11 protein-coding genes are annotated in these 12,636 nt (G+C 66.3%); all 11 read left to right on the forward strand.

What is annotated here, in order from left to right:
- Positions 1 to 41: 41 nt before the first annotated feature.
- The 11 genes from hisB (at position 42) to C1A15_RS07335 (ending at position 12,562) form a co-directional block, all read left to right on the forward strand.
- Positions 42 to 635, forward strand: coding sequence for an imidazoleglycerol-phosphate dehydratase HisB (gene hisB / locus C1A15_RS07285; protein ID WP_101721941.1), 594 nt, complete (start codon positions 42 to 44; stop codon positions 633 to 635).
- The gene (gene hisH / locus C1A15_RS07290) at positions 632 to 1,402 is read left to right on the forward strand and encodes an imidazole glycerol phosphate synthase subunit HisH (RefSeq protein ID WP_180953026.1); all 771 of its coding nucleotides are present in this window, start codon (positions 632 to 634) and stop codon (positions 1,400 to 1,402) included. Before hisB ends, hisH begins: the two co-directional genes overlap by 4 nt.
- Positions 1,403 to 1,407: 5 nt before the next feature.
- Complete coding sequence (gene hisA / locus C1A15_RS07295) at positions 1,408 to 2,196, forward strand: 1-(5-phosphoribosyl)-5-[(5-phosphoribosylamino)methylideneamino]imidazole-4-carboxamide isomerase (protein WP_101723736.1); 789 nt, start codon at positions 1,408 to 1,410, stop codon at positions 2,194 to 2,196.
- Positions 2,190 to 2,954, forward strand: a complete 765-nt coding sequence (gene hisF / locus C1A15_RS07300) for an imidazole glycerol phosphate synthase subunit HisF (protein WP_101721942.1) — start codon at positions 2,190 to 2,192, stop codon at positions 2,952 to 2,954. The genes hisA and hisF overlap by 7 nt, the downstream gene beginning before the upstream one ends.
- A 153-nt stretch (positions 2,955 to 3,107) precedes the next feature.
- Positions 3,108 to 4,103 (forward strand): PDDEXK nuclease domain-containing protein, encoded by a 996-nt coding sequence (locus C1A15_RS07305; protein ID WP_101721943.1) that lies wholly within the window; start codon positions 3,108 to 3,110, stop codon positions 4,101 to 4,103.
- 52 nt (positions 4,104 to 4,155) lie between these two features.
- Entirely contained in the window at positions 4,156 to 4,476 is a 321-nt protein-coding gene (gene hisI / locus C1A15_RS07310) for a phosphoribosyl-AMP cyclohydrolase (protein WP_101723737.1), read from the forward strand.
- 148 nt (positions 4,477 to 4,624) lie between these two features.
- On the forward strand, positions 4,625 to 6,868 hold the full coding sequence (locus C1A15_RS07315) for a GGDEF domain-containing phosphodiesterase (RefSeq protein ID WP_101721944.1): 2,244 nt from the start codon (positions 4,625 to 4,627) through the stop codon (positions 6,866 to 6,868).
- A gap of 189 nt (positions 6,869 to 7,057) precedes the next feature.
- Entirely contained in the window at positions 7,058 to 7,720 is a 663-nt protein-coding gene (gene fsa, locus C1A15_RS07320) for a fructose-6-phosphate aldolase (protein WP_101721945.1), read from the forward strand.
- On the forward strand, positions 7,717 to 9,357 hold the full coding sequence (gene rho / locus C1A15_RS07325) for a transcription termination factor Rho (RefSeq protein ID WP_101721946.1): 1,641 nt from the start codon (positions 7,717 to 7,719) through the stop codon (positions 9,355 to 9,357). Before fsa ends, rho begins: the two co-directional genes overlap by 4 nt.
- A gap of 141 nt (positions 9,358 to 9,498) precedes the next feature.
- The gene (gene sppA, locus C1A15_RS07330; protein ID WP_101721947.1) at positions 9,499 to 10,554 is read left to right on the forward strand and encodes a signal peptide peptidase SppA; all 1,056 of its coding nucleotides are present in this window, start codon (positions 9,499 to 9,501) and stop codon (positions 10,552 to 10,554) included.
- Positions 10,535 to 12,562 carry a methionine--tRNA ligase gene (locus C1A15_RS07335; RefSeq protein ID WP_101721948.1) on the forward strand — a complete coding sequence of 676 codons (2,028 nt, stop codon included), beginning with the start codon at positions 10,535 to 10,537 and terminating at the stop codon, positions 12,560 to 12,562. Before sppA ends, C1A15_RS07335 begins: the two co-directional genes overlap by 20 nt.
- The last annotated feature ends 74 nt before the right edge of the window (positions 12,563 to 12,636 follow it).

Consider the following 12,636-nt stretch of genomic DNA (forward strand, 5'->3'; position numbering starts at 1 on the left):
GGGCGTCTGTCCCCGTCGAACCCCTGAAAGAAAGGCCAGCCATGAACCAAAGAACCGCCGAAGTCGAGCGCACGACGAACGAGACGGACATCCGCATCGCCGTGAACCTCGACGGCACGGGCGCGACGGACGTCGAGACGGGCGTGCCGTTCTTCGATCATATGCTGACGGCGTTCGGACGGCACAGCCTGATCGACCTGACCGTGCGCGCGAAGGGCGACATCGAGGTGGACGCGCACCACACCGTGGAGGATACGGGCATCGTGCTGGGCCAGGCCGTCGCCTGCGCGCTCGGCGACAAGCGCGGCATCGCGCGGTTCGGCTCGCTCGCGCTGCCCATGGACGAGGCCCTCGTGCTGGCGGCCGTGGACATCTCCGGCCGCGGCCAGCTGCACTGGGCCGTGGACGTGCCCCTCGTCATGCTGGGCTCGTTCGACGCGTCGCTCGCCAAGGAGTTCTTCATCGCCTTCGCCGCGAACTCAGGGATCACGCTGCACGTGCGCAGCCTGGCGGGCGAGAACGCGCATCACCTGGTGGAGGCGTCGTTCAAGGCCGCCGCGCGCGCGTTGCGCCAGGCCGTCGAGCGCGACCCACGCATCGGCGACGCGCTTCCCTCCACGAAGGGCGCGCTGTGACGGCCCCGCGCATTGCGGTCGTCGACTACCGCAAAGGCAACTTGAAGAGCGTCGAGCGCGGCATCGCCGCGGCGGGCGGCAGCGCGTTCGTCGCGTCCGACCCTGCGGCCATCGCCCGCGCCGACGCCGTCGTGCTGCCGGGCGTGGGCGCGTTCGCCGACGCGGCCGCCACGATGGAGGAGCTCGGGCAGGTCGACGTCGTCCGCGAGCGCATCGCCGCCGGCGTGCCGTTCCTCGGCATCTGCTTGGGGATGCACCTCATGTTCGAGGAGGGCGTCGAAGGTGCCCCGTGCGAGGACGACGAGGCCTCAACGCACAACGCCCGCGGCCTGGCCGTGCTGCCCGGCGTGGTGGCGAAAATGCCGAAGGTCGATCAAAAAGGCCTCTCCTACAAGGTGCCCCACGTCGGCTGGAACACGGTGCAGCTGCAAAGAGGCAGCGAGGGGCTTGGCGGCCTTCACCAAGCGAGTTCCGCAGCGCAGCGAGGACTGTCTGAGCGACTGGAGGCTGTCGAGCCCCTCGCGGACGGACAGAAAAGCTCGCCGTTGTTCGACGGCATACCGTCGGGCACCTACTTCTACTTCACGCACGGCTTCGTGGCGCCGTCGGGCCCGTTCGTCGTCGGGGAGACGACGCACAGCGTGACGTTCCCGAGCGCCGTCCAGTACGGCGACGTCGCGTTCGGCGTGCAGTTCCATCCCGAGAAGAGCTCGGACGCCGGCGCGCGTCTGCTGCGCAATTTCGTGTCCATCGTGAAAGGGGCGTGAACGCCGTGTACCTGCTTCCGGCCATCGACATCCTGGGCGGCAAGGCCGTCCGCCTCGCCAAGGGCGATTACGACCGCGTGACCGTGTACCACGACGACCCCGCCGCCCAGGCGCAGCTGTTCGAGGAGCAGGGCGCGACGTGGCTGCACGTGGTGGACCTCGACGGCGCGCGGTCGGGGACCCCCGAGAATATCGCCATCATCGAGCGCATCATGAAGAAGACCCTGCTCAAGGTGGAGGTGGGCGGGGGCGTGCGCTCGCTCGACACCATCGCGCGCCTGGCCGACGCGGGCGTGTCGCGCGTGGTGCTGGGCACGTCGCTCGTGGCCGATCCCGCCTTCGCCGAGGCCGCCATCGCGAAGTACGGGAGGCTCTTGTGCGCGGGCATCGACGCGAAGGGCGGCGAGGTGGCCGTGGCCGGCTGGCGCGAAGGAGCAGGCGTGGCGGCCGAGGAGCTGGCGCGCGACGTGGCGGCGCTCGGCTTTAGGCATCTCGTGTACACCGACATCGCGCGCGACGGCATGCAAACCGGCGTCGAGGCGGCGGCGTACGTGCGCATGGCCGAGGCGTTCGGCCATCCGGTGATCGCGTCGGGCGGCGTGGCCGGCGTGGACGACCTCGTGCGCCTGGGCGAGGTGGCCGGCAGCATCGAGGGGGTCATCGCAGGGCGCGCCGTGTACGAGGGCGCGCTGTCGGTGGCCGACGGCGTGCGCGCCTGCGCCGAGGCCACGCGCCGCGCCGAGGCCGCCGCCATCGCGTCCGATCCGTGCGGGATGGGAGGTGCGCGATGCTAGCGAAGCGCGTGATCCCCTGCATGGACGTGAAGGACGGGCGCGTGGTGAAGGGCGTCAACTTCGTGAACCTGCGCGATGCCGGCGACCCCATCGAGCTCGCGCAGCGCTACGACGAGGAGCGCGCCGACGAGGTGATCTTCCTCGACATCACGGCCACGAGCGACGACCGCGCCACCACCATCGACCTCGCCAGCCGCGCGAGCGAGCGCCTCCACCTGCCGTACTGCGTGGGCGGGGGTTTCCGCAGCGTGGCCGACATCCGCGCGATGATCGCGGCCGGTGCCGACAAGGTGTCGGTGAACTCGGCCGCGGTGGCGGACCCATCGCTCATCACGAGCGCCGCCGCGGCGTTCGGCTCGCAGGCCATCCTCTGCGCCATCGACGCGAAGCACGTCGCGGGCGCGGGAGACAAGTGGGAGGTCTACGTGCACGGAGGGCGCAAGGCTACGGGCATCGACGCCGTGGAGTGGGCGCAAGAGGCGGCGCGGCGCGGGGCTGGGGAGATCCTGCTCACCAGCATGGACCGCGACGGCAGCCGCGACGGCTTCGACTGCGCGCTCACCCGCGCCGTGGCGCGCGCCGTGGACATCCCGGTCATCGCTTCGGGCGGGGTGGGGAAGCTCGAGCACTTCGCCCAGGGCGTCATCGAGGGCGAGGCCGACGCCGTGCTGGCCGCCAGCGTCTTCCATTTCGGCGAGCTCACCGTGCGCCAAGTGAAGGAGCACATGCGCGCCCAAGGCATCCCGGTGAGGCTGTGACGTCTTCGCACGCTGTTTTATCCGTAAAATAGGAACATTTGTTCTTGACTAGAGAACGCTGGAAAGCTATACTGCATAGCAGGTTGGTAGGTGCCTAACCGCAATTCCCGGGACAGCCTCATAACTACTCGCGTGCGAAAGAGGAGGCCGTCCATGCTTGCCAACAGCGATGGATATCTGAACGCCCTGAATCACATCAAAAGAGAAATAGCCGACGCGCAGAACCGTGCGGTACAAAGCGCTAATGCAGAGGTGATCCAGCTGTATTGGCGCGTCGGCCGCTTGATAGACGAGCGATCCCTATGGGGAAACAAGTACCTCGAAACCCTTTCCCGCGATATACGCCTTGCGTTTCCGGGCATTAAAGGCTTTTCCGTGAGAAGCATGAAGTACATGGTCAAATTCGCGCGCGAGGTGGATCGCCAATTGTGCGACAGCTGTTGCACAATTCCATGGGGCCATATCACCCATCTTCTCGATAAGACGGAACCGGGTGCGGAGCGCAAATGGTACGTTCAGGCCACCATAGAGAACGGGTGGAGCCGTGCGGTTCTTTTGCACCAGATAGAGACCAGACTCTACCAGCGACAAGCGCTCTCCGGTAAAGTGAGCAATTTCGAGCGGACGCTTCCATCGCCCGAAAGCGAGCTGGCGCAGCAGACGCTCAAAGATCCGTACATTTTCGATTTCATCACGACGCGCCAAGGTGCAGTCGAACACGAGGTGGAAGATCGCATGATGGAGAACCTCACCAAGCTCTTGCTCGAGCTTGGCACAGGGTTCGCCTTCGTCGGAAGACAATACCACCTTTCAGTGGGCGAGCAGGATTTCTATATCGACTTGCTTTTTTATAACATTCGGCTGCGAAGTTACGTGGTCGTAGAGTTGAAGAGTGCCGCATTCAAGCCCGAGTTCGCGGGTAAACTGAACTTCTACCTTTCGGCGGTAGACGACCTGCTGCGCACCGAACATGACAACCACAGCATCGGGTTGCTTTTGTGCAAGACGAAGGATAACGTGGTAGCCGAATACGCGTTGCGCGACATCGGCAAGCCGATGGGCGTCAGCGAATACCGGCTCGCCGAAGTGCTGCCGGAGGGCTTCGCCGATCTGCTGCCTTCGCCGGAGGATATCGAGAAACGAATATGAAATGCAATCGTGCAACAGCTGCTGCACGATTCGAGCGACCAAGGAGCGCTGCATGGACATGCCCGAACTGACCTACAACGCCGACGGGTTGATCCCGTGCATCGTGCAGGATGCGGACACCCTCGAGGTGCTCATGATGGCGTGGATGAGCGAGGAATCGCTCGCGCTGACGCTCGAGCGCGGCGAGACGGTGTTTTGGAGCCGCAGCCGTCAGGAGCTGTGGCATAAGGGCGCCACGTCGGGCAACGTGCAGCGGCTCGTGGAGCTGCGCTACGACTGCGATGCCGACACGCTGCTCGCGCTCGTGCACCCGGCAGGGCCGGCCTGCCACACGGGGGAGCGCACCTGCTTCTTCCGCACCGTCCCTCGTTAAACGCGCAGTAGCCGAGCGGCGCATCGTAGCACGAAACGAGGGATTTACCCGTGCAATGCCGAGCGATCTCCTCAGAGGGGTTGTGAGGCCGTTGAGCGTGTCCCATAATAACTGCCGATAGGTTGGCGCGTTTGCGAAGGGAGCGCGAGTGGCCGCGAGAACGGCAGCATGCGATGGAGACGCGAGGAGCGGGGCCGAATCGGCAGAGCGCCCCTCCGAGCCCGTGCGCATCGACTCCCTCACGGGGCTGTTGACCAAAGAGGCGTTCTTCGCCGAGGCCGCCGCCTACCTGCGCGGCCCGGACGGCGCCCGCGCGAGCATCGTCTGCTTCGACGTCGACCATTTCAAGCTACTCAACGATCTGCACGGACTCGATCGCGGCGATGAGTTGCTGGCCTTTCTGGGCGCCGCGCTCAAGGAGCGCTTCTCGCCCGACGGCTCGTATCCGCTCGCTCATCTCGCCGCCGACACGTTCGCCCTGTGCTCCTCCGGCATCGACCCTGCCTGCGTCGAGCGCGCGCTCATTGACATTGCCGCGACTTGCCCGCTCGGCATCGACGCCATCGTGCGCGCCGGCGTCTACGACATCGAGGACCCCGACGCCCCCGTCAGCCTCATGTGCGACCGCGCGGTCATCGCGCTGCGCACGGTGAAGGGCAGCTATTTCGACCGCGTCGCGCAGTACGATCCCGACATGCGCGCGTCGCTCATCCGCGAGCGCGAGGTGATCGCCGGCATCGAGTCCGCGCTGCGCGAGGACCGCATCGAGCTGTTCCTGCAACCGAAGTGCAACATGCGCACCGGCAAGATCGTCGGCGCCGAGGCGCTTGCGCGCTGGCGGCATCCCGATCGCGGCATCGTCGCCCCCGGCGAGTTCATCCCCCTGCTCGAGCGCAACGGCCTTGTGCGCTCGCTCGATCTGCGGGTGTGGGAGAAGTCGGCCGCCTGGGTCAGGAGCCTCATCGACCGGGGAGTGCGCCCCGTTCCCGTTTCGGTGAACGTGTCGAGAGCCGATATCTACCTGATGGACGTGTCTGCCGAGCTCCATGCGCTCGTTCAGCGCTACGGCATCGATCCCTCGCTCATCGAAGTCGAGATCACCGAAAGCGCCTACTCGGAGCGGCCCGACCGCATCGTCGCCGCGTTCGACGCGTTGGCGGAGCGCGGGTTCACCGTGCTCATGGACGACTTCGGCAGCGGTTACTCGTCGCTCAACATGCTCAAGGACATCAACGTCGACGTGTTGAAGATCGACATGCGCTTCCTCGACCGCGACGACCGGCGCAGCAAGGACATCATGGAGTCGGTCATCCGCATGGCGCGCTGGCTCGATCTGCCCGTCATCGCCGAGGGCGTGGAGACGCGCGAGCAGGTGAACTTCCTGTTGGACGTGGGCTGCTCGTACGCCCAGGGCTACTACTACGCGCGCCCCATGGAGGTGTCCGCGTTCGAGGGGCTGCTGACCGACGGATCGAGCGTCGAGCACGAGCAGCGCGTGCTGCAGGAGGCGCGCCGACCCGTCCTCGATTTCAAGGACCTGCTGCACGAGAACATCATCAGCGACCGCATGCTGTCGAGCATCATCGGCTCGGTCGCCCTGTACTCCTACGCCGACGAGGATCTGCGCCTTCTGCGCGGCAACGAAGCCTACCATCGGCTGATCACGGCGTTCGACGCCGACGTGCGGGGCGCCGAAGAGGGCGGCAGCGTGCTTCCGTTCGTGATGGAAGAGGATCGCCCCGCGCTCGTCGCCGCAGCCGAGGAGGCGGTGCGCTCATGTCCCGACGACGGCGTGGAGGTCATCGTGCGTCGCGCCGGCACGCGCGGATGCCGCTGGCACAAGCTGCGCCTGTTCCATCTCGGCACGACGAACGGCGTGGCCACCGTGTACGCCAGCATCGCCGACGTGACGGCGCACATGCGGGATATGGAGGCGCTCCGCATGAGCGAGCGGCGCTTCGAGATCGCCATGGAAGCCACGAGCATCGTGGTGTTCGAGCTGGACATCCCCACGCGAACGGCGCGCTATTCGGAGTTCGTGCAGCAGGCGTTCGGCCTGGCCGAAACCGTGGCGAACGCTCCGGAGGGCTTTATCGAGCAGGGGACGGTGGCCGACGAGTCGGTGGAGGACTTCCGTGGCATCTACCGCGCCCTGTACGCGGGCGCCCCGCGTGCCTCCGCGGTGATCCGCGCCAACATGGCGGACGGCTCGGACGTATGGAACCGCGTGACGCTGATGGCCGTTCCGAACGGCGCGAAGGCTCCCGACAAGGCCGTGGGTCTCGTGGAGAACGTCACGCGCGAGAAGCAAATGGAACGCTCGCTCGAGCATATCGGGAGGAACCCGCAGCTGGCGCACGGGCAGGAACGCGCCGTCCGCACCGATTCGTAGACCTTCCTCCATCGCATTTCCACGAACCCGCGCGCTTTGCGCTTGAACGAACCGAACACATGCGGTACCATGATGATCAGTTCTTTTATCTCTCAGCACACATCCAACACATCCGCATCTCATCACGGAATCCATGCGCGCAGTCGCGCGCGTTTCACCTGTAATAGCCATTGTATAAGGAGGACCTGGGTGAAGTTTTTTCTGGACACCGCCGATCTCAACGAAATAGAAGAGGCGGCCAGCTGGGGCGTGCTCGCCGGCGTCACCACGAACCCGACGCTGTACGCGCGCACCGGCGGCAAGCTCGACGATTTCCACAACCACATCAAGCGCATCTGCGAGATCGTCGACGGTCCCGTCTCCGCCGAAAGCGTCGCCATGACGCGCGACGAGATCATCCGCGACGGCCGCGAGCTGGCCGCGCTCGCCGACAACGTGGTCGTGAAGATCCCCACCATGGTGGAGGGTCTCGCCGCCACCAAGGCGCTCTCCGAAGAGGGCATCCCCGTGAACATGACGCTGTGCTTCAGCGTGCCGCAGGCCATCATGGCCGCGCGCGCCGGCGCCCGCTACATCAGCCCCTTCGTCGGCCGTTTCGACGACATCGCCGAAGACGGCATCGCGCAGCTGGCCGACGTGGTGGCCGCCGTGAACAACTACGACTTCGGCCACGACGTGGAAATCATCGCCGCGTCGGTGCGCAGCGCAAACCACGTGACGCAGGCCGCCCTCATGGGCGCCGACATCGCCACGGTGCCGTTCGCCGCGCTCAAGAAGTGCGTGCAGCATCCGTTGACGGATCGCGGCCTCGATGCGTTCATGAAGGACTGGGAGAAAGTTCAGCAAGCATGAGCGAAAACGAAGCAACCTCCACGGCCCCCGCGGCCGCTCCTGCCAAGCGCCGTTCGACGAGCGTGAACGCCAAATCGGCAAGCAAGGCGGAAGGCGCTGCGACGCCAGGCCGCAACTCGTCGGCAACGCGCACGCCGCGCAAGTCGGTGAAGGCGGGCGGAACGCAGCAACAGCAGCAGGGCTCGGGTTCGAACAACCGCCGCCAGAACGCCTCGAACGCGGGCAAGCCGAACGGCGGCAACAACAACCGCCAGAAGCAGGGCGGCGGCCAGAACCGCCAGAACAACAACCAGAACCAGCGCCGCCAACGCCGCCAGCACGACAACAACCGCGGCAACCGCGAAGTGCAGCCCAGCGTGTCGCGCGAGGAGCTGGCGAAGCTCAAGGTGGCCGAGCTGCGCGAGAAGGCCGCCGAGTTCAACCTCGACGTCACGGGCCTCAAGAAGGCCGAGCTCGTCGAAGCCGTGTTCGGCGCCAGCGTGAAGGCCGAGGGCTTCATCGAGGTGTCGGGCATCCTCGACATCCTCGCCGACGGCTACGGCTTTTTGCGCACGCAGGGCTACCTGCCCAGCGAGACGGACTGCTACGTTGGTCTGTCCACCATCCGCCGCAACGGCCTGCGCAGAGGCGATCTCGTGGCCGGCCAGACGCGCCCGGCGCGCGAGAACGAGAAGTACGCGGCCATCCAGAAGGTGACGGCCGTCAACGGCACCCCGGTCGAAGAGCTGGGAAGCCGCGTCCGCTTCGGCGATCTCACCCCGGTCTACCCGGACGAGTGCCTCACCATGGAGCACGGCAAGAACACCGTCACCGCGCGCGTCATCGATCTCGTGTCGCCCATCGGCAAAGGCCAGCGCGGCCTCATCGTCAGCCCCCCGAAGGCCGGCAAAACCACCATCCTCAAGGACATCGCGGCCGCCATCAGCGCGAACAACCCCGAAGTGCACCTCATGTGCCTGCTCGTGGACGAGCGTCCCGAAGAGGTCACCGACATGGAGCGCTCCATCAAGGGCGAAGTCATCTCCTCGACGTTCGACATGCCCACCGAGAACCACATCGCCGTGTCCGAGCTGGTCATCGAGCGCGCGAAGCGCCTCGTGGAATGCGGCAAGGACGTCGTCGTGCTGCTCGACTCGCTCACGCGCCTCGCGCGCGCCTACAACCTGGCGCAGCCGGCCTCGGGCCGCATCCTGTCGGGCGGCGTCGATTCCACGGCGCTCTACCCGCCGAAGCGCTTCCTGGGCGCCGCCCGCAACATCGAGCACGGCGGCAGCCTCACCATCCTGGCCTCGGCGCTCGTGGACACGGGATCGAAGATGGACGAGGTCATCTTCGAGGAGTTCAAGGGCACCGGCAACATGGAACTCAAGCTCGATCGCAACCTGGCCGACCGCCGCATCTTCCCGGCCATCGACCCGGTGGCTTCGGGCACGCGCAAGGAGGATCTGCTGCTCGAGCCGCAGGAGGCGCCGCTCATCTGGGCCGTGCGCCGCATCCTGGCGAACACGAACAGCACCGAGCGCGCCATGGACATGCTCATCAAGTCGCTCAAGCAGACCGAGACGAACCAGGAGTTCCTCGTGCGCACGGCGAAGAAGGCCCAGCATACCAAGGCGGACGGATCGCTCGAGTTCTAAGGCCCGGCATCCGTCATCCGGGCGTCAACGTGCATGCCGCCCGCGGTCTTATAATGGAAACCACCAGGGAACCGCATCCGTTGGATGCGGTTCCGTGCCGCATACGGTAGTATGAGCAGACGCATGAACCTAGGAGGGACCATGTCTCAAGATAACAACTGGCAGCAGCAGGTATGGCAGCAGCCGGCCGCCCCGCAGCAACCGGCCCCGCAGGGCGCCCCGTACGGCTACGCCGTGCAGCAGCCTCCGAAGAAAAGCCGCGGCTGGATCGTGGCCCTCGTGGCCGTCGTGCTCGTGTTCGCGCTGCTGGCGCTGGGCATGTGGTCGTGCACGTCCGTCATGTCCTCGTCGTTCGGCTCCTTCGGCGCCGGCTCCGCGGTCGACGACGTCGACTACCTCACGGGCGACGCGGTGGGCGTCATCGACATCGACGGCACCATCCAATACGACGGCTCCACCTCGAGCCCCGAGGGCCTCAAGGCCCAGCTCGACCGCGCCGAGAAGAACAACCACATCAAGGCCGTCGTGCTGCGCGTGAACTCCGGCGGCGGCACCGCCACTGCGGGCGAGGAGATGTCCGATTACGTGCGCGAGTTCTCCGAACGCTCCGGCAAGCCCGTCGTGGTGTCGAGCGCGTCCATGAACGCGAGCGCCGCCTACGAGATATCCTCGCAGGCCGACTACATCTACACGGCCAAGACCACGGCCATCGGCGCCATCGGCACGGCCATGCAGGTCACCGACCTGTCGGGCCTTATGGAGAAGCTGGGCATCTCGGTGGACAACGTCACGAGCGCCGACAGCAAGGACTCCAGCTACGGCACGCGCCCGCTCACCGACGAGGAGCGCGCCTATTACCAGGATCAGGTCGACCAGATCAACGAGACGTTCATCCAGACCGTGGCCGAGGGCCGCGACATGCCCGTCGAGGACGTGCGCGCGCTGGCGACGGGCCTCACCTTCACCGGCATGACGGCGGTCGAGAACGGCTTGGCCGACGAGATCGGCACGAAGGACGACGCCGTGTCCAAGGCGGCCGAGCTCGCAGGCGTCTCGCAGTACGCCACGGTCACCCTCAAGGATTCTTCGAGCAGCCTTTCGAGCCTGCTCGATCTCATGTCCGAAAGCAACGTCTCCACCGACGATATCGCCCGAGCGCTGAAGGAGCTGGACACCGATGGCAGCATCGCCCACTAGCAACGAACGAATCTCCTGGCCCAAGCGCGCCGTGGTCACGGCGGGCATGCCCTACGGCAACAAGCCGCTTCACTTCGGCCACATCGCCGGCGTGTTCGTGCCCGCCGACGCCTTCGCGCGCTTCCTGCGCGACCGCATCGGCGCCGCCAACGTTCGCTTCATCAGCGGCACGGACTGCTTCGGCTCACCCATCAACGAGGGCTACCGCAAGCTCGTGGAGGCGGGGGAGTTCGACGGCTCCATCGCCGACTACGTCGAACGCAACCACGAGGCGCAGAAGCGCACGCTCGAGGCCTACGGCATCAGCCTGTCCATCTACGAGGGGTCGGGGATGGGCCACTCGGGCGACGTGCACCAGCTGATCACCGAGAAGTTCATCGAGAAGCTGCACGAGAACGGGCACTTGCAGCGCCGCGCCACGCTGCAGTTCTACGACACGGAGGCCGACACGTTCCTCAACGGCCGTCAGGTGGTCGGCCGCTGCCCCGTGCAGGGCTGCAAGTCCGAGCACGCCTACGCCGACGAGTGCGACCTCGGGCACAGCTACGCGCCCGAGGACCTCATCGCGCCGAAGTCGTCGCTGACGGGCACCACGCCCGAGATGCGTCCCGTGGAGAACTGGTACTTCGACCTGCCCGCGTTCGCCGACTTCCTGCGCGGCCACGTGGCGGCGCTCGAGGCCGATCCCGAGGTGCGCGCCATCGTGCCGCAGACCATCAAGGAATTCCTCGCCCCGCCCGTCGTCTACATCAAGAACGACGCGCGCGAGGCCTACGAGGCCGTGGCGGCCGAGCTGCCGAAGCACGAGCTGCGCGAGGCCGAGAAGGGCAAGCAGAGCTTCGAGATCGAATTCGCCACGATCGACGACCGCGACGCGGCGCGCGAGGTGCTAGGGCGGGCGGGCATCCGCTTCCGCACGGGCAAGGCGCTCGTGCCGTTCCGCATCACCGGCAACATCGAGTGGGGCGTGAAGGCGCCGGTCATCGACGGTCTCGAGGGCCTCACGGTGTGGTGCTGGCCCGAGAGCCTGTGGGCTCCCATGTCGTTCACGATGGCGGTCAACGACAAGATGGGGCTGCCGCGCGGCAGCTGGCGCGATTACTGGTGCTCGGAAGATGCCGAGGTGTACCAGTTCATCGGACAGGACAACCTGTACTTCTACGGCGTGGCCCAGCCGGCGCTCATCGAGGCGCTGCGCCCCGGCGACATCCTCGCCCCGGGCGTCACCGACCACCCCATCCGCCAGACGACGCTCGTGGCGAACCACCACATCCTGTTCGGCGACAAGAAGGCCTCATCGTCGGGCTCGGTGAAGCCGCCCACGGCCGACGAGCTTTTGGACTACTACACCGTCGAGCAGCTGCGCGCGCACTTCCTGGCGCTCGGCCTCGACCAGAAGTCGGTGGGCTTCAAGCCCAAGCCGTTCCTCGCCACCCCCGAGGAGCTCGAGGACACGCGCGTGGCCGACCCGGTGCTCAAGGAGGGCGCGCTGCTGACGAACGTGTTCAACCGCCTGGCGCGCAGCTGCTTCTACGAGGCGCAGAAGAACTTCGAGGGCTACCTGCCGCTGGGCGAGGTATCCGAGGACGTGGTGGCGAAGGCGCACGAGGTGCTGCGCGCCTACGACGACACGATGCACCGCGTGGAGCTGCACACCATCATGTCGATCATGGACGAGTTCATCCGCTGGGCGAACAAGCGCTGGTCGGACGGCATCAGAGAGGCCGAGAACACGGGCGACGACGAGCTGCGCCGCCAGGTGCTCGTGGACTCGTTCTTCCTGCTGCGCATGGCCACGCTGCTCATGCACCCCGTGGTGCCGGCGGGCGCCGAGAAGATCTGCGACTACCTCAGCTTCGAGTTCGACGACTTCTTCAGCTGGAACTACGACTTCGAGGGCATGGAGGAGCTGTGCAGCGCCGGCGAGATCACCGAGGCGCGCCACCGCATCCGTGAGCTGCCGCCCCGCTTCGACTTCTTCGCCAAGCATCCGAGCCAGTACAAGTAGCGAAACCGAGAGCGCCCCGCCCGCCGGGGCGCTCGTCGTGAGACGAAGGGACGGGGTTATCGTCTCGTCCCGCA

Origin of the sequence: Eggerthella timonensis, from assembly GCF_900184265.1 — a bacterium.
GTDB lineage: Bacteria > Actinomycetota > Coriobacteriia > Coriobacteriales > Eggerthellaceae > Eggerthella > Eggerthella timonensis.

Excerpts from the sequence above, each read along its gene's own strand:
- sppA (WP_101721947.1), top strand. The coding sequence starts at position 9,499 with ATGTCTCAAGATAACAACTGGCAGCAGCAGGTATGGCAGCAGCCGGCC.
- rho (WP_101721946.1), top strand. The coding sequence starts at position 7,717 with ATGAGCGAAAACGAAGCAACCTCCACGGCCCCCGCGGCCGCTCCTGCC.
- C1A15_RS07305 (WP_101721943.1), top strand. The coding sequence starts at position 3,108 with ATGCTTGCCAACAGCGATGGATATCTGAACGCCCTGAATCACATCAAA.
- hisB (WP_101721941.1), top strand. The coding sequence starts at position 42 with ATGAACCAAAGAACCGCCGAAGTCGAGCGCACGACGAACGAGACGGAC.
- C1A15_RS07335 (WP_101721948.1), top strand. The coding sequence starts at position 10,535 with ATGGCAGCATCGCCCACTAGCAACGAACGAATCTCCTGGCCCAAGCGC.
- hisF (WP_101721942.1), top strand. The coding sequence starts at position 2,190 with ATGCTAGCGAAGCGCGTGATCCCCTGCATGGACGTGAAGGACGGGCGC.
- hisI (WP_101723737.1), top strand. The coding sequence starts at position 4,156 with ATGGACATGCCCGAACTGACCTACAACGCCGACGGGTTGATCCCGTGC.